Raw genomic sequence first — 17,067 nt, forward strand, 5'->3', positions numbered from 1 at the left:
CGGCTACTGCATGCGGGCCATCTCCAGCAGGCCGGGGCCTGACTGGGTGGGCTGGGATCGGTCGCCGCCCGTCTGGTGGGCGGCCTGGTGCTCGTCGGCCAGCGTCATGAGCTGGCCGAACGTCATGTCCCAGAAGGCGCCGGGCTGAATGTGGAGGGCACCGACGGCGAGGTAGTAGAGCTGAGACCAGGGGAAATCGTCTCGGTCGGCGCCCCCTCGGCCTCGGGCGCCTCGTCGTTTCCCATGCCTTCCAGTGCTTTGGTCAGGGCGGAGTTGAAGACGGAGACGTACCGGTTGATCGAGGACGGCATGAGCAGGTCGGCGAGGTCGGCGCCGTCGGTGCGTCGCCGGAAGGTGATGTCTCCGGAGATCCGGCGCTCGCCCTTGGCGTCCTGGTGCTCGCGGTAGTGCGGCTCGAACCCGCCGGGACCGAGTGCCCCTGCGCCCACAACCTGGATGAGCGGACCGAAGGTCGCCCCCTGGCCGGTCGTGTCGATCGCGTTCTGCACGGCGGCGATCGTGCCGTACCGCGCCTCCAGCAGGGCGATCGCGCGGAAGCTGTAGCGGAGGGGGATCTCGGTGCCGTCGGACAGCGGGATGCTGCCGCCGTCGCCGAGGAGGTCCAGTCCTGCGGTCATGGTCGTAAGTCCCTTGGTGAGTGCCGGGTTTCGGCCTGCGGGTGGGGAGCGGGGACCGGGCCGGGAGCGTGGAGCGAGGACGCGCCCGGCCCGGCGGCTTATGCGATCGCGGCGGCGGTCTCGTTGAGGACGACGCTGATCCACTTCTTGTTGGACAGCAGCGGGTCCGCATCCGCTGTGAAGCTGGCGATGCGGAAGTCCTCTTCGGCGAAGCCGAGGTCCGGGAAGGCGGAGCAGGTCAGCTTGTGCAGGACCACGTGCATGTCGCCGCCGATGATGTCCACGCCGTTGGGCGGGGTGACCCCTTCGAGTTTGAAGGGGGGCAGCGTCGCGTTGTCCGCCATCAGGTCCCACGAGGTCTTCTGCGCCGGGGTGGTGCCCGAGTCGGTGACGGTGCCGCCGACGATGGCGGCCAGCACGTCCAGAGAGACCTTCGCGTGACTGACCGAGACCTGGATGTTGGAGATCGCGGCGTTGGTCGCCAACTGGGTGTTGTCGCCGCGGAGCTTCTTGACCTCCACGTCACCAGAGATCTCGAACGACTTGATGCCGGGCACGTCGATGAGCGCCCCATACGTCGGGGTGCCGGTCGCCGGGTCGGCAGTGAGCGGGGCGATCTTCGCGTCCTGGATGGAGTAGACGCGGCTGAAGCGCTGGATAGGCATGACGTTCCTTCCTGGTGCCGGGGTCCGGCTCAGTCCGAGGTGGTGCTGCTGGAGTCGACAGGCGGGGCGTCCGGGGTGGCCGGGGCAGGGACAGTGCCGAGGACGGAGCCCGGCAGCAGCTCGGCCAGTGCCTCATCGGGCGTGCCGGCGTCCTGCTGGTAGACCGTGCCGTCGACCACCCACCACGCCATGCCGGGGCGTCCTTCGACCGGGTAGACCGTGGCCGCGCCGTCGGTGATCCCGGCCTCGGCCGGAAGGCTGAGGCACGGCTCGCCGGCACGCGGGGGCCAGCAGCGGCCGAGGTAGCTGATGACCTCGCCGCGGTCGAGCGAGGAGTAGATGGGCGTCATGACGGGACCACCTCTTGGGTGAGCAGGGCGCGGCGGATGGCGACGGTGATGGAGTGCCGGACGCGGTTGTCCTCGATGGGGATACGGTCGATGTCCTGCACGCGTACGGAGGTGACCTTGGCCGGGTGATCGGGGAGGGTGCAGCCGTGCAGGGCAGTGGCGAGCGTTTCGTTCAGGCCGTACCGCTCGGTGACCCGTGTGGTGCGGGCACCGGTCTGGACGCGGGCCTGTTCTACGAGGTCGACCTTCACGATCTCCGTGACCTGCGGGTCGGCCCCGGCGTCACCGGCCGCACGCAGGTCGATGCTCGCGGGCATGCCTTCCTGCACGACGACGAACGGCGGAGCCTGCCCCTCGCGGGGCCCGTCCCGGAAGACGGGCACGCTGAGCCCGAGCGACTCGATACGGGCCTTGATCGCGCCCGCGGTCGTGGCGGCCATCAGCGCCTCCCGATCTGCGAGGCGTGCGCCCGCCAGAAGATCGGCGTCAGCTCGATCGCCGGGCGGAGGAACGGCTGCGCGCGGGTGCCGGGATGGTTGACCTGCGCGACCGGGTGCGCGGCGCCCGGCCAGTACAACGCCTTCTTCTTCGTGGGCTTGATGACGTGCGGTGCGGTGCCATACTCCACGGCCGCCGCGTAGTTGACGTTCGAGCCGATGACGTAGCCGAGGGACCGGCCGCTGCCCTCGGCGCGGGAGACGATGCTGGAGCGCAGCCGCCCGGTGTCGACCGGGGCCCGGCGGCGCGCCTCGTTCTGCACGTCGATGCGGGTCGCTTCCACGGCGCGGGCCACGTCGTCCGACATGCGGCCGATGACGCGGCGCAGGCCCCGCTCGTACTGGCGGGTGTTGATGGTGGTCCGGGCCTCGGTGCGCATGCCCATGCGGACGCTGCGGCGTACGCGCATCAGATGCCCCCGATCAGGGACGGTCCACGGTTCATGTACGGGGCGAGGAGGGCGTCTACCTGCGTCGATCCGGTCGACGCCGACGGGGCGACGGGCGTCTCCGACGGGTCGTCGTCGGTGTCCTCGATGGCCACGTTGTTGCCCTCGTCGTCCACCTGGAGGCTGGAGTCCTGCGCGGCGTCCGCGTCGGACGGCTGCGCCTTGGCCTGGAGGTGTGCGGCCAGCAGGGCGCACGCCTCGCCCACGAGGAGCGGCGGCGCGGCGTACCCGAACTCACCGGTCACCCGGACCTGTTCGGCGCCCCACTGCTCCCACAGTCCGAGCCAGCCGCCTGCGTAGGACTCGGCGCCGGCCACGAGATCGTCGTAGCCGCCCCACGCCAGGTGCAGGGCGTCGACCTGTCCGAGCACGTCAGACGAGGTGAGACGCCACGACGACGACGGCAGCGACGCCCCGTCGTCGTCCAGTACCGGTGCGACCGAGGTGACCGACCGGACGCGGCGCGGAAGGATGACCAGTCCATCCGCGCCTACGTCCGCCACCACCACCCGGTCGGTGGGCTCAAAGAGCTGCTGCGTGTACCGCTCGATCCCCTCTTGGGCAGCCGTGATCCACGCGGCGACCTCGGCATCAGTGCCGGTGGCCCCCGCGTTCCTCGCGGCCTCGATCGAGCAGTACGCCACAGGTCAGCCCTGCTCGGTGTCGCGCTCGGCGTCGTCCAGCTCGCGGCGCACGCCCTCGGTGATCTGCGCGCCCTTGGCGACGATCTGCCGGGCGTAGCCGCCGGGGTGGGTGTGCACGACCGGGCCGGTCGGCGAGCCGGTGCCCGCGGCGTCCAGCGCGCGGTAGGCGTCGGACGGGGCGGTCTGGCCGACCTCCCAGCCGGTGCCCGCGCTGTACTCCTGCGTGCGGACGGCGGCTACGGGCGGCTGCTCGGGGGCGAGGGTCTCGGGGGTCTCGTCGGGCTTGCGTGCGGCCATGAGTGGCTCCTCACAGGCTGGATGGATGTGGCGGGTGGGGCGCGGCCACCGGCAAGACGTGGCCGCGCCCGGCATCAGGAAGTGGCGGCGGCGAACGTGACCTTCACGAAGGCCCGCGGCGTGTGGACAGCGACGTTGGCCCGGCGCTCGGCGAGGATCACCAGCGTGTTCGCCAGGAAGAAGTCCGCGTGCGAGTCGGTCATGAGGATGGTGATCCCCTGCCGCTCCCACAGAGTGGCGCCCATGCGGTAGCCGCCGAGGAGCGCGGTGCCGGCCGCCATGGCGACGGAGGTGACGACAGTGAGGCCCCAGATCCGCAGCGGCGCCCCGGAGTCCGTCACCGAGGTGATGACGCGGAACTGGCCGTTGGCGTCGGTGTCCAGCTCGATGTCCTGCCAGTCGAGCGGGTTCATCACCACGGCGTCCGGCGGGTACAGCGCGAGTTCGCCCTGCGTCTTGGCCTTCCGCAGCGTGATCAGCTTCGGGTCCGTGTTGCCGACGCCGGGCTGGTAGGCGCCGATGCCGGGCGTGGTGAGGATGCCCTGCATCTGCGTGGTGCCGTTGCCGGTGAGGATCTGCCGGTCAAGCTGGTACTCCAGCCCGTACGTCAGCCGGCCGTTGATGTAACCCATCATCTGGCCGTCGTCGTCCGCGGCCTGCCGGGTGATGGGCACCCAGTGCGCGACGGTCTTCAGCGTGGTCGTGATGGTGTCCCACGAGAACGGGCCGCTCTGGGGCTTCATCGTCCCTTCGGGGACGACGGCCGCCTTGTTCCAGGTGCCCGATCCGGCGACCGGCCCGGAGGTGTCGCGAACGTACTCCAGCGTCTGCCCGGTGGAGGTCTGCCGGTCCAGCAGGTTGGCGATGAGGAGCGGGAAGTCCGGGTTCTGTGGGATCTGGCCGGGCTGCCGCTCGGGCCGGGTCGGCACGCCGTTGCCGGTGGTGACGGTCCCGGTGGGCGCGTCGCGCTGCTCGAACTGGACGGCGCCGGACTCGCCGCGCAGGCCGCGCGCACGGAACGTGGCGAGGGCCTCGGAGCGGACGAACGCCTCCGCGACGGTGACCGGGTGCTCGCGGCCCTGGTCGTCGGGCTGGTGGCCCGGCTCGTTGCGGGTGCCGGGCTGCGGCTGCGGGTCGCCGGCAGGGAGCGCGGCGGCGCGCAGGGTGCGGAGGCGGGCCTCGCGCTGCTGCGCCTGCTCGATCTGCGCGGCGATCTGGTCGGCGCGCTGGAGCAGCTCGTCCACGTCGCCGTCGAAGTTCTCGTCCTGGAGCTGCGCCACGATGGCGTCGCGCTGCTCGGTCAGGGTGGGGGCGCCGCCCTTGATGGGGTAGATCGGTCGGCCGTCGCGGCGGCGACCGATGGGGCGCACCTTGGCGAAGTTGCCCATGGTGGTCCTTTCGGTCCGTGGACGGCGCGCAGCCGCCCATACGTGATGGGTGTCTGCGGTCCGTCTGTCACGGCCGGTGGATCGCGCCCGGCGGGCACTGGGCTTTTACGTCCGGTCAGTGCGGCCCGGATGGGGGGAGAGTAGATCGACTGCGGGTGTGCGTGTGGGTGGGGGCTGCAATCCGCTCGGCGACGGGCGTCTACCTGCGTCGTCGGCCGCCGCGCGCCCGTCGGGGCAGCGAGCGGAACGAGCGTGTGCGGTGAGCCCAGCGCCGCGCGAACGGCTGCCGGGTGGCGAAGGCCCACCGCCACTGCGCCTTGGACCGGAACCGGCCGGGCATCAGGTGCCCACCGTGGTCAGCTTCAGCAGCGCGGCGCGGCGGGCCCGGTCCTGCATCTGCCGGTCCGTCTCGGCCGCCTGCCGTTCCTGCTCCTCGCGGATGCGGTCGGTGATCGTCGGCGCGTCGACCTCGGCGTACAGGTCGCCGAGCGCTGACCGGACGGTCTTGAGCTTCGAGCCGGGCACGGCGGCCATGCGCGCGGTGATCTGCGAGACCTCCACCAGCCGGGCGCCCTTGATGTTGGCGAGCACCGCCTCGCGGTCCTCGTCGCTCATCTCGGCCAGCTTGGACCAGTCGGGCAGGTCGGTGCGCACGAAGCCCACCGACAGTTCGCCGGCCGACCCGGACCGGGCCATGGTGCGGGCGTCCCGTCCGGCTGCCGTGTCGTCGTACCGGCCGCTGATGTAGAGCCCGTCGTCTCGCTCGTCGGCGGTGAAGGTGCCGACGGGCTGGTGGGGCGAGTGCATGAACAGCAGGGCGTACGTGCCCTTCAGGCCCTTGCGGAAGGCGCGCTGGTGGAACGTGGTGCCGTAGCTGTCGACTACGCCGTACTGGCAGGCGCGGCCCTCGAAGGTGCCGTCCTCGCCCTCACCTACGCGCAGCTCGATGTCCTCCAGGCTGCGGAACTCGATCTCCATCACTGGCCTCCCTTGGCCGTGTTCAGGGCGTGCTCGGCGTAGACCTCGGCCACGCCGCGCATCACGTCGTGGTGGGACGGGGAGAGTCGGGGCGCGTACCGGTAGACGGCCCTGCCCTGCCCGTCGCGGCCGTCGTACTCGTAGACGACCTGGCCGCCGCCGAAGGTCATGTGGCGGGGCAGCTCGCCGTCGGCGTCCGGCCGGACCGCGATGTCCTGCTTGCCGTCGAACGGGCCCCGGCGCACCTCGGCGAAGGGCACGCCCGGCGGGCAGTAGGCGCCCTCGTACTGGGCGAGCCCGGCGGGCTGGAGGATGGCGCGGGCCTCGCCGCGCAGGAGTGTGGCCACGGTCAGGACTCCTCGAACTGGAAGGTGAGTGCACACCGGCACTGGATGGACTGCGCGGCCGGCGCGGTCGGATCGGCCGGCCACCGGCTCTTGGTGAGCGTGAACCGCTTGTTCATCGCGGCCACGTTGCCGTTCTCCTGCCGGTGCGTCTCGCGGGTGCGCTGGTCGTTGGTGGCCAGCCACGTCTTCCGCGTCGCCCCGGCGTCCAGCGCGGCGAGGAACGAGGCGGCGTTGTACCCGCCCACGGTCTCCGTGCGGGCGATCATCGTGGCGCGGTAGTCGCCGAGGTTCGTGAAGACGGTCTGGATGCGGGCGCGCAGCTCGGGCACTGACTCCCCCTCCGCCACACCATGCGCGAGGAGCTGCGAGCGGAGCACCTGCTCCGTCGTCGCCGTCACCTGCCCGGCCAGCTCCTCGATCCGGTCCGCGAGAGCGCGGGCCACGTCCGGCTCGTCCAGGTCGAACGAGCCGCTGATGCTGGTCCCGCCCCGCTTCCACGCCCGCTCCACGAACGGCCGCAGCACCTCGCCCGTACGGCGGGCCCAGTACCGGGGGTCGAAGAGGTCGCGCACCTTGATGCGCTCCTCCCAGCCCTCGGGCCCGGACGCCACGTCCATGTCGGTCAGCCGCGCGGCCGGCACCTGCTCCGGGTCCGGCGGGGCGAGCACGAGCTGCTGCTCGCGGGCCAGCGCGCACGCCTCGGTGCGCACCTCGGTCAGCCAGGCCGCCGAGCGCTCGGGCTTCTTCATCAGCCGGTCGAAGTCCCGCAGGACGCGGGCCGACTGCTCGCGGGCGAGGGCCTGCACCGCGCGCCGGCCTGCGCCCTCCAGTTCGTCGTACGCGGCGCCGATCTCGGTCAGCGACGGGGACGACGGGGCGTCGTCGTCGGCGCGGTTCAGCTCGGGGCGACGGGGCGTCGGACGGGCGTCGAGCTGCGGTGACGTGCCGCCGAGCAGTCGGGCGAGCACGGACTCCACGGCCCGCTCCACGACGGCCCCCATGTCGGGCGTCGTCGCCGGGAGGCGGGAGAAGTCGGCGTCCCACGACCGGGCGGCATCCGCGCCGGCCTGCCCCTGCACGGGGGCGAACAGGGCGCGGTACGGGGTGAGCGTGTTCTGCCCGATCCCGCCCGGCAGCGGGTCGTAGCCCAGCTCGGCACGCGCCTCGTCCATCATCAGCGTGTCGGAGTACACCGAGGCCCGTACCCGGTTGGCCACCGAGTCCTGCGCCTCCTGGAGCGCGGCCACCCCCGACAGGTCAAACTCGGCCTCCTCGGCGTCGGACGGCAGCATGCGCAGGTCGATCTCGGAGCCGATGACCTCCAGCTTCGGGCCGATCGTGTCGGACCACAGGGTGCCGCGGGCGGCGCTGCGGTTCTCGTACGTCGTCCCCCCGGCGAGGTAGTCGTGCGGGACACCGAAGGCGAGCATCACCTCGGCCGCGTTCGCCATCCGAGATTCGAGGTACTCCATCTCCTCGGGCGTGAAGGTGAGCCGCTCGTAGCCGATGCCGCTGCTGCCGCCCGCGCGCGGCTCCGACCGGACCAGCAGGTTCTTCCCGGCGTTGGCCGGGCCCTGCATCGAGGAGCGCCACGCGGCCTTGACGGCGTTGAACTCCGTCTCCCCCATGTCGCCGAGGTAGACGACGCCCGTCGGCCGGGCGCCGTTGGCGTAGGAGGAGCGCTGCCACTCGCGGGCGTACGCGTCCATGTCGACGGCGTGCCGGGCCGCGCGCCAGGGCGGAAGGCAGCCGAGCGGGTCCCACGGGTGCGGGTAGCGCAGCCACAGCATCTCCTCGGGCAGCGCCGGGACCTGCGTGCCGTCCGCGCGCCGGATGATGAAGCCCAGCACGTTCGCCGTGGTGGGGCGCTGCGCGAGCGGCCGGTCCACGATCACGTCGACCTGATCGAAGACGAGGTGCATCTCGCTCACGTCGCCGAGGCCGGTCTCGCCCCGGTCCAGCCAGACGAAGGACTGGCCCGCGAGTTCGAGCTGCTGAAGCAGCAGGGACTTGAAGGCACGGGCGGACATCAGCGGGTTGGGTCGCTTGTTGAACAGGCGGGCGACCGGGTGCCCGTCGATGGCCTCGCCGTCCGGGCGGCGCACCACCAGGGGCACGGAGGCCGCGTTGGAGGCGATGGCGTCCACGCACCGGTAGGCCACCGCCGAGTTCGCGTAGCCGCGGGCCTCGGCGTCCAGCGCCATGGTGAGGGACTGCTGCCCGCCGATGCTGGCCACGGTGACGGGCGTCCGGTCCCGCAGCGCTTCGAGCCCGGCGGCCCGCGCCTCGGCCGCGCGCCGCAACGCCCGGTTCCTGTAGCTACTCAAGTCGTCCTCCTAGGCGACCGCGGCTGTGTTGCCCGCGGGGGCGAGCATGAGATCGGTGAGGGCCCACACGTAGGCGTCGAGCCGGTCGGGTGAGTCGTCGCCGGGGACCCACGTGACGAGCTGCTCCTCCAGGTCCGGGAGGCTGCCGACGATGTGCGCGCTGTGCTGGTCGGTGAGCGCGGCCACCGGTTCGGCGCGGGTTGCCTTGCCGCGCGAGGCGGTGACGGTCCGGTAGTTCACGGTGGGGTCGACCTGCCGGACCACGGTGCCGATCCACTCGCCGCCGTTGTTGACCTCGGCCACGATCGCGTCGGCCCGGTGCTCGTGGTACGCGCGGATCGCCTTGCGTGCGGCCTCGATGGGCGGCATGCGGCCGGACAGGTCATCGAGCACGTACCCGTGCTGGCGCGGGAAGCCGTTGCGGTCCGGGATGTACGCGGCGCCGCGGCCGGCCACGATGATGCCCATCTCGTCGGCGTCGTCGGTGGACGTGGCGGCCGGGTCCATGGCGACGACGACGCTGGCCAGCGTGGGGGCGGCACCGACGCGGGCAGCGTCCAGTCCGGCACGGGACCAGAGCGCGCCCTCGATGTCCTCCAGGAGGATGCCGTCCAGCTCCTGCGCCTCGGTGCGCGTGCCCTTGTACTTGGCGATCAGCTTGTCCCGCTGCTCCTGCGGGAGGTGCACGGCGTCGCGGGTCCGGCCGCGCGTCATGACCACGTCGGCGCGCTTCGTGAGGGCGATCAACTCGGTCCGAGGCTTGGGCGTGGTGGACGCGATGTAGTGGGGGTTCGGGCCGATGCGCAGGCCCATCTCGCTGTGCGTGATGGCCTCGCCGAGGCGGCGCTGCGCGGCCACCTCCTCCATCCACACGAGGCACCGGTTACCACCCGCGCGCAGGCGTTCCACGTCGTCGGGGGTGTGGCAGCCGAAGAGTTTCGCCTCGGCGCCGGACGGCCAGCGCGCGAACGTCCCGCCAGTGGTCTGCCGCAGCGTCACCCGCGGGTCGTGCGCCTTCAGCCCGGACGGCCCGTTGACGCACGCCTCAGCCGCGTCTCCCTGCGTCGGGGCGATGATGGCCATGCGGTGCCCGCCGGGCAGCCGGTCGTCGCACGGGGGCCCGTTGACGTGGGCGACCATGTAGCGGGCGCAGCCGTCGGTCTTGCCGGTGCCGCGCCCGCCGAGCTGGAGCCACCAGCCGAGGGTCTCGATGTGGTCCGGGGGGACCTGCCACGGGTACGGCGTCCACCGGTCCCAACGTCGCTGCCACAGGCGCGCGGCCAGCTCACGCTCCAGCGCCTCCAGGGCCTCGGGCGGGAGGTCGCGGAGCTTCTCGCGCAGGGCGTCGGCCCGCGTCATGACGGGGCTCCGAGGTCTTCGAACTGGTCGGCCAGGTTCATGATGCGCGCGGTCAGTTCGTCGGTGACGGTGGCGGAGACCTTCACCGGGGCGTACAGGCCGAGGAGCTTCGCCTGGTGGTCGAAGAGGCGGACGAGTCCTTCGACGGCGCGCACGTCGCCCTTGATGACTTTCGGCATCAGGGAGTTGATGGCGATGTCCAGGTTGGCGAGCTGCTCGCCGAGGTACTGGCCGTGGGCGTCGGCGGCCTGCTTGGCGAGGTCGGCCACGCCGCGCTTCCACGCTTCGTAGACGTTCTTCACGTCGCAGTGCAGGTGCTCGGCGATCTGCCGGAACTGCATCCGCTCTTGGGTACGCAGGCGTACGACCTCGTGCTGCCGCACGAGGCCGAGATCGTGTTGGGGCTGTCGCCGCGCCACCGCACCTCCCTGGGCAGGACGGTACGGATTTCGGGCGGGCCAGGATCTTGGGGGCTGCAATCCGCCGGGCACGACGAAGCCCCGACGACGCTGGTCGACGGGGCTCCGGGAGGGTGTGAGGTCAGGACACGTCGGCGCGCACCGCGTCGCCGATCAGCCCGTCCGTGCACGACACGTACTTCGGGGTGAACTTGCCCTTGCCGGTGATCGAGCCCGTGGTCTTCTCGCCCGGGGCCAGCTTCGTGGCGTCGAGCTGGTCCTCGTCCATGGCCAGCTCGGCGCTGTGCTTGCTGCCGGTGCTGTCGATGATCGAGCAGTACAGCGGGTTCACGTCCACCTCGTCCTTGCCGGTGGCGGCGATGGTGACCGAGACGCTGGTGTAGTTGTCGCCGCTGGCCAGGATGCTCTTCTTGAAGGCCACCGTCTTGGCGGTCACCTGCATCGGACCGGTGGGCTTGTCCGCCTTCGCGTCGTCACCCTTCTTGCCCGCGTCGCCCTTCGGCTTGCTGCTCGCCGTGGCGGCGGGCTTCTTGCTGCCCTCGTCGCTGTCGCCTCCGCCGGCCACGGCTGCGGCGATGCCGATGACGACGAACAGGCCGACGATGCCGAGGCATCCGAGGCCGATGATCTTCCCGGCGCCGGTCTTCTTCGGGGGCTGCGGCGGGGGCCCCCACTGCTGCGGGGCGCCGGGTCCGGCCCATCCCTGCGGCTGCTGGCCGGGCTGCTGCGGGCCGTTCCAACCGGGCTGCTGCGGCTGCTGGTTCATGTGTCCCCCCGAGGGCTGTGAGGTGTGCTGCGGGTGTATGACTCGTGAAGGACGTGTGTGGTTGCACGGCGAACCAAGATTCTTTGGACGCGGCTGGGCCCCGCCGTCGGGGGAACTTCACGGCGGGGCCCAGGATCAGTGTGGCAGCGGGGTGTGACGGCCCGCGGTCACTTCCCCTTCTTCGCCCCGGGGACCGGCTTGTCCTTCGGCGGGAACCAGCCGCCGCGCGATGCCTGGTACTCCGTCTCGCGGCCCTTCAGGCGTGGGTCGTCAGGGCTCGGGTTCTTCTTCCAGCCGAGTGCCATGATGGCGTCTCCGTCTCGTGGTTGGGGTGGGGTCGGGGCGGGCGACTAGCTGGCAGGCGGGCGCCCGCCCCGGGGCTATGCGGGTGTCTCGTCGGACGGGGGCCCGACGTGGATGTGGGTGTGGTTGGGCCGGTCCGGCGTGGCCGTGGCGTAGATCCACATCCCCTTCTCGCTTCGGGAAGGGGTCGCGCTCACAAGCTCATGACCAGCGCATTCACGGCAGGAGGGGCGCCCCGCTTCCGGTGGGGGAGGGGCGGACGAATCGGACACCCGGCGGGCCGAGCGCCACAGCGCGAACGTCCCGGCCACCACCACGACGAGGACCCCCACCGCCTCGTCCACCGCGAACAGCGCGGCCAGGGCCACGGCGGCGAGGAGGGCCAGGACGCAGCCGCCGGCCAACCGCGACGGCGGCGCCTCGGGCTCGAGCTCGGGCTCCCGCTTCGCCATCACATGACCCCGTAGACGTGGTCGCCGATCGCGTTCGCAGCCATCGCCAGCGGCACCGCGGCGAACCCGGCCACGCCCGCGCTGGTGCCGAGGCACACCCCGCACCAGGCGCCGCGCTTGATCTCGTCGCCGTACCGGGACTTCTTCGCCATGGCGATCAGCACCACGGTGAGGATCAGCACGAGCGCGCCGCCGGCCTGGGTGAGCGGCAGGTAGTGGCTGGCGCTGGCCTTGTGCCCGGTGTCCCCGCCGACGCCCCAGACCAGGGACACGTCTCCCAGCCAGTTGGAGATCCACAGGGTGGTGCGGGCGCCCCAGCCGACGAGGCCGCCGACGGTGAGGATGGCGAGGACGCCGTACGCCCACGCGAGGAGGAACGGGGCGAGGGAGGCCGCGTGGCGGACGGGGTCTTTGCGGAGGGCCTTGGTGCCTGGCCACCAGGTGACGAGCTGGTGCAGGAGGAGGCAGATGCCGACGGTGACACCGCCGTAGGTTACGTACGTCATGAGCTGGGGTCCTTCAGCGGAGGACGGCGACGCCGAGCGCCGCGAGGGTCAGGATGATCGCGGTCGTCCCGGTGATGGGCGGGACGGTGCGGAGGTCGACCAGGGCGAGGCCGATCAGGGCGGCGAGGGCCGCGAGCACGAAGAACACGGCGAGGAGCACGGCGGCCCGCTACGCGGTGCGGCCGATGGCCGGCGGGAGCTGCTTCAGGTGCGGCTCGTGCTTTTCGATCTCGGCGCGGATGTCGCCGCGGATCGTGCTGTCACCGACCCGCCCGTATCCGGCGGCGATCAGGGCGTCGCGCATGGCGGCGGTGCCGGGCCGGGTGCCGTCGTCGTACAGGGGGCGGATCGCGGCGCAGCGTGGGTCCCGGTAGGTGATCGCTTTGCGGGTGTCCGCAACGTGATCTTCGACGGGCGGGAGCGCGGGTGCCTGCTCGGGCTTCGGCGGTACGGCCGCGGTGACCGGCGCGGGCGGCTCCTCGGTGCGCTCCACGGTCACGGCCGGGGCCGGGGCGGGCGCAGGCACGCTCTCGGTGGCAGGCGTGGGCGTGGCCGCGAGGTGCAGCAGGTGCGCGAGCACGGCCGGGGGCACCATCGACGTGACCGCGATGAGCCACGCCTGGTCATGGTCCATGTGCCCGGTGGTGACCAGGTGCGCGACGACCTGCGCGGCGAGCGCGAGGACGATGGCGAACGCTGCGCCCACGGTGGCGGAGAACCGGCCGCGTGCGCCCTTCGGTCGGGTGGCGGCCACGACGGCGGCGATACCGGCGTAGGCGGACAGGGAGAACGGCATGCCGTACGCCCAGGGGTCGGTCCAGCCTGCGAACTTGGCGACGTGGTACTCGCCGGGCATCGACATGATGAGCGTGGCGCCGAGGACGGCGGGGCGGCCGGCGGTGGTGGCGACGCGGGCGTACCAGGGGGCGGCCATCAGCGGGCACCGCCGAGGAGGATGCCCTGCCGGTTGCCGGGGCCGCCGTGCTCCTGTTTCGCCTCGGCGGCGGTGCGGGCGGCGGCGAGGTCGGCGGCGGCGCGCTGCTGGAGCTGCGCGGTGGTCGCGTTCGCGTCCTCGTGGACGGGCGTGGTTGCAGGTACGCTGCGGTCAGCCATGGAGACTTCACCTCTCCGGTGGTCAGAGCCTCGGCCGGTGTGCAACCACCGCCGGGGCTCGTTCAGTTGTGGGGCGTCGTCGGTCGTCGTCGGGCCCGTCAGGACGGTACCAAGGGGTACCCCTTGGGCGCCAGTGGGTACCCCCTGGACGGGTGATCGTGCGGGCCTACGCTCCGGGCCGGGAGGTGGCGTGGTGGCTGGTGAGGTTGAGCGGGTGCGTGAGGCGCTGCGCGCGCTGGAGGCGATCCCGGATGCGCTGGACAGGGCGGCGGCCTGCGCCGAGGTGCTGCGCGAGTGGCCCGAGCTGCACCGGCTGGTGGCTGATGTGCGGCAGCAGGCGGTGCGTACGGCGAAGGCGGGCGGCCACACCTACCGGGTGATCGGTGAGCGGATGGGCGTGACCGGGGAGACGGCCGGCCAGATCGCGGCGGGTAAGGGCCGGTCGGCGTAGTCCCGGCTGCGCCCCGTCGTCGGCGGGGTGACGCTGGTCAGGTGCCCGATCCCCTGCGCGTCGTCGTTGCTCCGCCGTCCCCGTCGGGCGGCCGTCGGGTGCGCGTGGACGGGGAGATTCTCGGGCTGGCGTACGGGCTCGCGGACGTGGCGGAGTTCCTGCGGCGGGCTGGGCTGGAGCTGGAGCCCGAGGAGCTGCCGGGCTCGCCGTTGATCGACTGGCGCGGGGTGGGCCCGGACCAGTGGGCGTGACGACGCCCCGTCACCTGCCGTCGTCGGACGGGGTAACGGGGCGTCTGACCTGCGTCGTTAGTGCGGCTGGCTCGCGGACTTCAGCCAGGCGTACGCCTCGGCCAGATCCTTCAGTCCGGCGGCGGCTTCCCTGCTGTCCGGGTACTTGGTCAGCTTCTCAGCTCGATCCATGATGGCTGCGGCAATCGCCTGGGCCATCTCTGCGGCCGTGACCGGCTGCTCGTCTGCCATAGCGCTCCTTGGTCTGTGGTGCTGGTGGTGATGGGTGGGACGGTGCCACGGGGTGATCAGGTTCCGCCAGAGGGCTGCTGCCCGTAGATCCGGGCGAGGTCGGCCGGGGTGATCTCGCCCCGGTAGATGGCGAAGGCGAGGGCGGACGCGCGGTCGGGGACACCGAGCGTGGCGTAGATGTGCCCGAGCCGTCCGGCGACGGTGTCGGGCTGGATGCCCAGCGCGCGGCCGATGCTCGCGTTGGTGCCGCCTGCGGCGACGAGGAAGAGGAGCGTGCGCTGCCGCTGGGTCAAGGGGCGCGGGGTGGGCGGGGCGGTCACTCGGTGCCGTCCTCGGCGGTCGGCTCGGTGTGGGGCGTGGCGTTGGCGGCCCGGTCCAGCCATGCGTGTCCTTCGCCGTCCGTGTGCCAGCCTCCGGGGCGGCGGTTGGGCCAGGGGTGTACGGGCACGTCAGTCTCGTCGTAGTGGCCGGCTGGCATCACGCAGTGGTGGAGGGTGTCCGGGGTGGAGGTGTCGGGGATGGTGGCGGTGCAGGTGGGTTGTTCCTCGGCGGCCTGCTCGGTGCCGTTCAGGGCGGCAGCGATGTCGCGCCACATGACGAACGGCTGGCGCAGGGCGCGCACCCGCTCGATGGCGGCCTGGGCCTCGGTCAGCTCGCAGTACATCACCTGCACGTGCCGCTTGTTCCCGGCTGCCACTTCGCGCGCGGTGTCCCCCTCGGTGATCTCCGCCCTCACGCACTGGCGCAGGGCTTCCTTCTCCTCGGCGCTCAAGAGCCCGCCCTGGAGCCGGGTGAGAAGGAGGAGCAGGTTGTCCCGCCGGACGGACCGCTGCGCCTCCTCGTCGGCGGCCGGGGCCGGGTGCTGCGCGCACGGGGCGGTCATGCAACCGGTGAACCAGCATTTGCCGTTGCCGTCGTGAGACTCGCGCTTGTGGTCGCAGGAAGGGCAGCGTGTCCCGTCGTCGGTCGTCTGCGGTTGGGCGTCGAGGGGCGTCGTCACCCCGTCGCGGATGACGGCGACGGGCGTCGCCATTGTGTCGGCGACGCGTTTGACCTGCGTCGTCAGGGCGTCGATGGCGCGGACGACGGCCCGCGCGTCGGGGCTGTAGGGGGCGGGGCTCACCGCTGCTCTCCGTTGATTGAACGGGCTACGGCGAGGGCCGGGCAGGGCAGGCGCAACGGGTTGCGCGCGGAGTCGCAGTAGCCGCACTCGGTGTCGGGCAGGTGGACGGTGGCCGAGTCGTCAAGGAGCTTGGCCAGCGCCTCCATCACGGCTGGCGTGACGTGGACGGCGGCGGCTGGGGAGGACGGGCGCAGCTTGGCAGCAGCGGCGCGGAGTTCATCAACGGGGCTCATGCGTGGTGGTCCTTCGGGGTGCAGGTGGTCGGGTCGTGGTCGACGCCCTTGGACATCAGCCACGTCAGGCAGCAGGCATCGGCCACCGCGTGCCAGGCGAGCGCGGCTTCGTCGGCGAGCTGCTGCTCGCTCGGGCCCGCCGGCCGGACGGCGCGCTCCAGCCGGGCGAGGGCGGTGCGTAGCTGGTCGCGGTGGTAGGCGTGGTGGACGATGCCGAGGCCGAGGAGTACGGCGGCGGCGGCGCAGAGCGCGGCGTGTCCGGGCTGGCCGGTCTGTGCGGCGGTGAGGCCGGCGTGGATGAGTGCGGCGGCGGCGAGGGCGTAGGCCGTGGTGAGGGTGGTGGTGAGGTGCCTCATCGGCTGGCCTCGTCGGCCATGCGGCGCAGCTCGGACACGGCCCGCTGAACGCCCTCGGCGGCCTTCTGCCCGAGGTCGTCGTAAACGGCGGGGAACAGCGCGGTGTACAGGTGCTGCGCGGCAGCGTTCAGGACGGCGGCCCGGTCCACGGGCGCGGCACGGTAGGCCGTCCAGCCGAGGCGGTCCATGTCGTCGGACGTGATCCACCTGCCGTGCATGTTGGACTCGGGTGCGAACCAGGGCTCGTTGCCGGGCTCCCACACGGCGATCTGTCGGCGGTCCGGCGAGACGCGGAACTCGAAGTCATCGGGCGCGGTCATGATCGGTCTCCTCGGTGATGGTCGGTCAACTGGCAGCAGCAAGCCCGTGTACGCCCGCCTGAGCGCCCGGCACGTCATCGGCGTCCCCGGAGTCGCCCCACGCCCCACGCGCCCGCCCAGCCGCCGCACGGGCCTCGTCTCGCCGCTCCTGCGACCTACGGGCCTGCGCCCGCTTGCACGGAACACACGCGTCCTCCCCCAACCGGCGATGCATCCAGTAGCCGCGCAACGAGCCCCCAGCCGCATGCTCAGCCGCCAGCCGGCGCCGCCGGTCCGTCTCCACCGCTTCGTCGTGCGCGGCCTGGCACGACTCGCACGGCTCCTCGCTGCGCCGCTTGTGCACCCGGAACCCGCGCTCGGTCCCGCAGCCGATCGTGCGGGCGTCCATGTCGACGCCACCCCACACCCCGGACTGCTCGCCCGCGGTGAAGGCGTGCTGAAGGCAGGCAGCGAGGAGGGGGCAGGCGGTGCGGCACTGCTGGACGGCGTACTGGCGGGCAGTGGGGTCGGGGCTGAACCAGGGCTCGGGGTCGGTGCGGCAGGGCAGGCCGGGGGTGCGGGCGGTGAGGTCGTGAAGGCTGGTCATTCCGGCGCTCCCAAGGGG

The 17,067-nt window shown here is 72.3% G+C and carries 30 protein-coding genes; 2 read left to right on the top strand and 28 right to left on the bottom strand.

From position 1 onward, the window contains the following. Window positions 1-3: 3 nt before the first annotated feature. From ACWCV3_RS12335 to ACWCV3_RS12435, 21 genes are all read right to left on the bottom strand, one after another. Complete coding sequence (locus ACWCV3_RS12335; protein WP_451222389.1) at window positions 4-150, bottom strand: hypothetical protein; 147 nt, start codon at window positions 148-150, stop codon at window positions 4-6. After that, window positions 123-638: a hypothetical protein gene (locus tag ACWCV3_RS12340; RefSeq protein ID WP_451222211.1), complete on the bottom strand. Its 516-nt coding sequence runs from the start codon at window positions 636-638 to the stop codon at window positions 123-125. Before ACWCV3_RS12340 ends, ACWCV3_RS12335 begins: the two co-directional genes overlap by 28 nt. A 98-nt stretch (window positions 639-736) precedes the next feature. After that, window positions 737-1,303, bottom strand: coding sequence for a phage tail protein (locus ACWCV3_RS12345; RefSeq protein WP_451222213.1), 567 nt, complete (start codon window positions 1,301-1,303; stop codon window positions 737-739). Window positions 1,304-1,332: 29 nt separating this feature from the next. Then, on the bottom strand, window positions 1,333-1,653 hold the full coding sequence (locus ACWCV3_RS12350) for a hypothetical protein (RefSeq protein ID WP_451222215.1): 321 nt from the start codon (window positions 1,651-1,653) through the stop codon (window positions 1,333-1,335). Then, window positions 1,650-2,093, bottom strand: coding sequence for a hypothetical protein (locus ACWCV3_RS12355; RefSeq protein WP_451222217.1), 444 nt, complete (start codon window positions 2,091-2,093; stop codon window positions 1,650-1,652). Before ACWCV3_RS12355 ends, ACWCV3_RS12350 begins: the two co-directional genes overlap by 4 nt. Further along, window positions 2,093-2,560, bottom strand: coding sequence for an HK97 gp10 family phage protein (locus tag ACWCV3_RS12360; protein WP_451222219.1), 468 nt, complete (start codon window positions 2,558-2,560; stop codon window positions 2,093-2,095). Before ACWCV3_RS12360 ends, ACWCV3_RS12355 begins: the two co-directional genes overlap by 1 nt. Continuing rightward, window positions 2,560-3,243 carry a hypothetical protein gene (locus ACWCV3_RS12365; protein ID WP_451222221.1) on the bottom strand — a complete coding sequence of 228 codons (684 nt, stop codon included), beginning with the start codon at window positions 3,241-3,243 and terminating at the stop codon, window positions 2,560-2,562. Before ACWCV3_RS12365 ends, ACWCV3_RS12360 begins: the two co-directional genes overlap by 1 nt. A gap of 3 nt (window positions 3,244-3,246) precedes the next feature. Continuing rightward, entirely contained in the window at window positions 3,247-3,540 is a 294-nt protein-coding gene (locus ACWCV3_RS12370) for a hypothetical protein (protein WP_451222223.1), read from the bottom strand. 74 nt (window positions 3,541-3,614) lie between these two features. Next, window positions 3,615-4,928 carry a phage major capsid protein gene (locus ACWCV3_RS12375; protein WP_451222225.1) on the bottom strand — a complete coding sequence of 438 codons (1,314 nt, stop codon included), beginning with the start codon at window positions 4,926-4,928 and terminating at the stop codon, window positions 3,615-3,617. A 339-nt stretch (window positions 4,929-5,267) separates the two neighbouring features. Beyond that, window positions 5,268-5,906, bottom strand: a complete 639-nt coding sequence (locus tag ACWCV3_RS12380) for an HK97 family phage prohead protease (protein ID WP_451222226.1) — start codon at window positions 5,904-5,906, stop codon at window positions 5,268-5,270. Further along, entirely contained in the window at window positions 5,906-6,253 is a 348-nt protein-coding gene (locus ACWCV3_RS12385) for a hypothetical protein (protein WP_451222228.1), read from the bottom strand. The genes ACWCV3_RS12380 and ACWCV3_RS12385 overlap by 1 nt, the downstream gene beginning before the upstream one ends. Window positions 6,254-6,255: 2 nt before the next feature. After that, window positions 6,256-8,580: a phage portal protein gene (locus ACWCV3_RS12390; RefSeq protein WP_451222230.1), complete on the bottom strand. Its 2,325-nt coding sequence runs from the start codon at window positions 8,578-8,580 to the stop codon at window positions 6,256-6,258. Window positions 8,581-8,589: 9 nt separating this feature from the next. Beyond that, entirely contained in the window at window positions 8,590-9,939 is a 1,350-nt protein-coding gene (locus ACWCV3_RS12395) for a terminase large subunit domain-containing protein (protein ID WP_451222232.1), read from the bottom strand. Further along, the gene (locus ACWCV3_RS12400; protein WP_451222233.1) at window positions 9,936-10,322 is read right to left on the bottom strand and encodes a hypothetical protein; all 387 of its coding nucleotides are present in this window, start codon (window positions 10,320-10,322) and stop codon (window positions 9,936-9,938) included. Before ACWCV3_RS12400 ends, ACWCV3_RS12395 begins: the two co-directional genes overlap by 4 nt. A gap of 157 nt (window positions 10,323-10,479) precedes the next feature. Further along, a complete protein-coding gene (locus ACWCV3_RS12405) occupies window positions 10,480-11,124 on the bottom strand; it encodes a DUF4352 domain-containing protein (protein WP_451222235.1) in 645 nt (214 codons plus the stop codon). Window positions 11,125-11,291: 167 nt separating this feature from the next. Then, the gene (locus tag ACWCV3_RS12410; protein WP_451222237.1) at window positions 11,292-11,429 is read right to left on the bottom strand and encodes a hypothetical protein; all 138 of its coding nucleotides are present in this window, start codon (window positions 11,427-11,429) and stop codon (window positions 11,292-11,294) included. Between the two features lie 75 nt (window positions 11,430-11,504). Continuing rightward, complete coding sequence (locus ACWCV3_RS12415) at window positions 11,505-11,879, bottom strand: hypothetical protein (protein ID WP_451222239.1); 375 nt, start codon at window positions 11,877-11,879, stop codon at window positions 11,505-11,507. Next, window positions 11,879-12,385, bottom strand: a complete 507-nt coding sequence (locus ACWCV3_RS12420; RefSeq protein WP_451222241.1) for a hypothetical protein — start codon at window positions 12,383-12,385, stop codon at window positions 11,879-11,881. The genes ACWCV3_RS12415 and ACWCV3_RS12420 overlap by 1 nt, the downstream gene beginning before the upstream one ends. A 13-nt stretch (window positions 12,386-12,398) precedes the next feature. Further along, a complete protein-coding gene (locus tag ACWCV3_RS12425) occupies window positions 12,399-12,545 on the bottom strand; it encodes a hypothetical protein (protein WP_451222243.1) in 147 nt (48 codons plus the stop codon). A 9-nt stretch (window positions 12,546-12,554) separates the two neighbouring features. Beyond that, window positions 12,555-13,319: a hypothetical protein gene (locus ACWCV3_RS12430; RefSeq protein WP_451222244.1), complete on the bottom strand. Its 765-nt coding sequence runs from the start codon at window positions 13,317-13,319 to the stop codon at window positions 12,555-12,557. Next, window positions 13,319-13,498 carry a hypothetical protein gene (locus tag ACWCV3_RS12435; protein ID WP_451222245.1) on the bottom strand — a complete coding sequence of 60 codons (180 nt, stop codon included), beginning with the start codon at window positions 13,496-13,498 and terminating at the stop codon, window positions 13,319-13,321. The genes ACWCV3_RS12430 and ACWCV3_RS12435 overlap by 1 nt, the downstream gene beginning before the upstream one ends. A gap of 193 nt (window positions 13,499-13,691) precedes the next feature. Here ACWCV3_RS12435 and ACWCV3_RS12440 point away from each other — a divergent pair, with 193 nt between their 5' ends. Continuing rightward, the gene (locus tag ACWCV3_RS12440) at window positions 13,692-13,949 is read left to right on the top strand and encodes a hypothetical protein (RefSeq protein WP_405554302.1); all 258 of its coding nucleotides are present in this window, start codon (window positions 13,692-13,694) and stop codon (window positions 13,947-13,949) included. 41 nt (window positions 13,950-13,990) lie between these two features. After that, window positions 13,991-14,200, top strand: a complete 210-nt coding sequence (locus ACWCV3_RS12445; protein WP_451222247.1) for a hypothetical protein — start codon at window positions 13,991-13,993, stop codon at window positions 14,198-14,200. A gap of 57 nt (window positions 14,201-14,257) precedes the next feature. Here ACWCV3_RS12445 and ACWCV3_RS12450 read toward each other — a convergent pair whose 3' ends face one another. Genes ACWCV3_RS12450 through ACWCV3_RS12480 form a run of 7 tightly spaced genes read right to left on the bottom strand, consistent with a single transcriptional unit; the run spans window position 14,258 to window position 17,049 of the window. Then, on the bottom strand, window positions 14,258-14,431 hold the full coding sequence (locus ACWCV3_RS12450; RefSeq protein WP_451222249.1) for a hypothetical protein: 174 nt from the start codon (window positions 14,429-14,431) through the stop codon (window positions 14,258-14,260). Window positions 14,432-14,487: 56 nt separating this feature from the next. Then, window positions 14,488-14,751 (bottom strand): response regulator transcription factor, encoded by a 264-nt coding sequence (locus tag ACWCV3_RS12455; protein ID WP_451222251.1) that lies wholly within the window; start codon window positions 14,749-14,751, stop codon window positions 14,488-14,490. Further along, window positions 14,748-15,554, bottom strand: coding sequence for a hypothetical protein (locus tag ACWCV3_RS12460; protein ID WP_451222253.1), 807 nt, complete (start codon window positions 15,552-15,554; stop codon window positions 14,748-14,750). Before ACWCV3_RS12460 ends, ACWCV3_RS12455 begins: the two co-directional genes overlap by 4 nt. Continuing rightward, complete coding sequence (locus tag ACWCV3_RS12465; protein WP_451222254.1) at window positions 15,551-15,787, bottom strand: hypothetical protein; 237 nt, start codon at window positions 15,785-15,787, stop codon at window positions 15,551-15,553. The genes ACWCV3_RS12460 and ACWCV3_RS12465 overlap by 4 nt, the downstream gene beginning before the upstream one ends. Then, window positions 15,784-16,143 carry a hypothetical protein gene (locus tag ACWCV3_RS12470; RefSeq protein WP_451222256.1) on the bottom strand — a complete coding sequence of 120 codons (360 nt, stop codon included), beginning with the start codon at window positions 16,141-16,143 and terminating at the stop codon, window positions 15,784-15,786. The genes ACWCV3_RS12465 and ACWCV3_RS12470 overlap by 4 nt, the downstream gene beginning before the upstream one ends. Next, on the bottom strand, window positions 16,140-16,463 hold the full coding sequence (locus ACWCV3_RS12475) for a hypothetical protein (RefSeq protein ID WP_451222258.1): 324 nt from the start codon (window positions 16,461-16,463) through the stop codon (window positions 16,140-16,142). Before ACWCV3_RS12475 ends, ACWCV3_RS12470 begins: the two co-directional genes overlap by 4 nt. Before the next feature lie 25 nt (window positions 16,464-16,488). Further along, on the bottom strand, window positions 16,489-17,049 hold the full coding sequence (locus ACWCV3_RS12480) for a WhiB family transcriptional regulator (RefSeq protein WP_451222259.1): 561 nt from the start codon (window positions 17,047-17,049) through the stop codon (window positions 16,489-16,491). Window positions 17,050-17,067: the final 18 nt, after the last annotated feature.

It is taken from the genome of Streptomyces sp. NPDC001781 (assembly GCF_053596035.1).

Excerpts from the sequence above, each read along its gene's own strand:
- ACWCV3_RS12470 (WP_451222256.1), bottom strand. The coding sequence starts at position 16,143 with ATGAGGCACCTCACCACCACCCTCACCACGGCCTACGCCCTCGCCGCC.
- ACWCV3_RS12355 (WP_451222217.1), bottom strand. The coding sequence starts at position 2,093 with ATGGCCGCCACGACCGCGGGCGCGATCAAGGCCCGTATCGAGTCGCTC.
- ACWCV3_RS12430 (WP_451222244.1), bottom strand. The coding sequence starts at position 13,319 with ATGGCCGCCCCCTGGTACGCCCGCGTCGCCACCACCGCCGGCCGCCCC.
- ACWCV3_RS12420 (WP_451222241.1), bottom strand. The coding sequence starts at position 12,385 with ATGACGTACGTAACCTACGGCGGTGTCACCGTCGGCATCTGCCTCCTC.
- ACWCV3_RS12395 (WP_451222232.1), bottom strand. The coding sequence starts at position 9,939 with ATGACGCGGGCCGACGCCCTGCGCGAGAAGCTCCGCGACCTCCCGCCC.
- ACWCV3_RS12360 (WP_451222219.1), bottom strand. The coding sequence starts at position 2,560 with ATGCGCGTACGCCGCAGCGTCCGCATGGGCATGCGCACCGAGGCCCGG.
- ACWCV3_RS12340 (WP_451222211.1), bottom strand. The coding sequence starts at position 638 with ATGACCGCAGGACTGGACCTCCTCGGCGACGGCGGCAGCATCCCGCTG.
- ACWCV3_RS12435 (WP_451222245.1), bottom strand. The coding sequence starts at position 13,498 with ATGGCTGACCGCAGCGTACCTGCAACCACGCCCGTCCACGAGGACGCG.
- ACWCV3_RS12465 (WP_451222254.1), bottom strand. The coding sequence starts at position 15,787 with ATGAGCCCCGTTGATGAACTCCGCGCCGCTGCTGCCAAGCTGCGCCCG.
- ACWCV3_RS12375 (WP_451222225.1), bottom strand. The coding sequence starts at position 4,928 with ATGGGCAACTTCGCCAAGGTGCGCCCCATCGGTCGCCGCCGCGACGGC.
- ACWCV3_RS12405 (WP_451222235.1), bottom strand. The coding sequence starts at position 11,124 with ATGAACCAGCAGCCGCAGCAGCCCGGTTGGAACGGCCCGCAGCAGCCC.
- ACWCV3_RS12410 (WP_451222237.1), bottom strand. The coding sequence starts at position 11,429 with ATGGCACTCGGCTGGAAGAAGAACCCGAGCCCTGACGACCCACGCCTG.
- ACWCV3_RS12350 (WP_451222215.1), bottom strand. The coding sequence starts at position 1,653 with ATGACGCCCATCTACTCCTCGCTCGACCGCGGCGAGGTCATCAGCTAC.
- ACWCV3_RS12475 (WP_451222258.1), bottom strand. The coding sequence starts at position 16,463 with ATGACCGCGCCCGATGACTTCGAGTTCCGCGTCTCGCCGGACCGCCGA.
- ACWCV3_RS12370 (WP_451222223.1), bottom strand. The coding sequence starts at position 3,540 with ATGGCCGCACGCAAGCCCGACGAGACCCCCGAGACCCTCGCCCCCGAG.
- ACWCV3_RS12450 (WP_451222249.1), bottom strand. The coding sequence starts at position 14,431 with ATGGCAGACGAGCAGCCGGTCACGGCCGCAGAGATGGCCCAGGCGATT.
- ACWCV3_RS12415 (WP_451222239.1), bottom strand. The coding sequence starts at position 11,879 with ATGGCGAAGCGGGAGCCCGAGCTCGAGCCCGAGGCGCCGCCGTCGCGG.
- ACWCV3_RS12345 (WP_451222213.1), bottom strand. The coding sequence starts at position 1,303 with ATGCCTATCCAGCGCTTCAGCCGCGTCTACTCCATCCAGGACGCGAAG.
- ACWCV3_RS12480 (WP_451222259.1), bottom strand. The coding sequence starts at position 17,049 with ATGACCAGCCTTCACGACCTCACCGCCCGCACCCCCGGCCTGCCCTGC.
- ACWCV3_RS12380 (WP_451222226.1), bottom strand. The coding sequence starts at position 5,906 with ATGGAGATCGAGTTCCGCAGCCTGGAGGACATCGAGCTGCGCGTAGGT.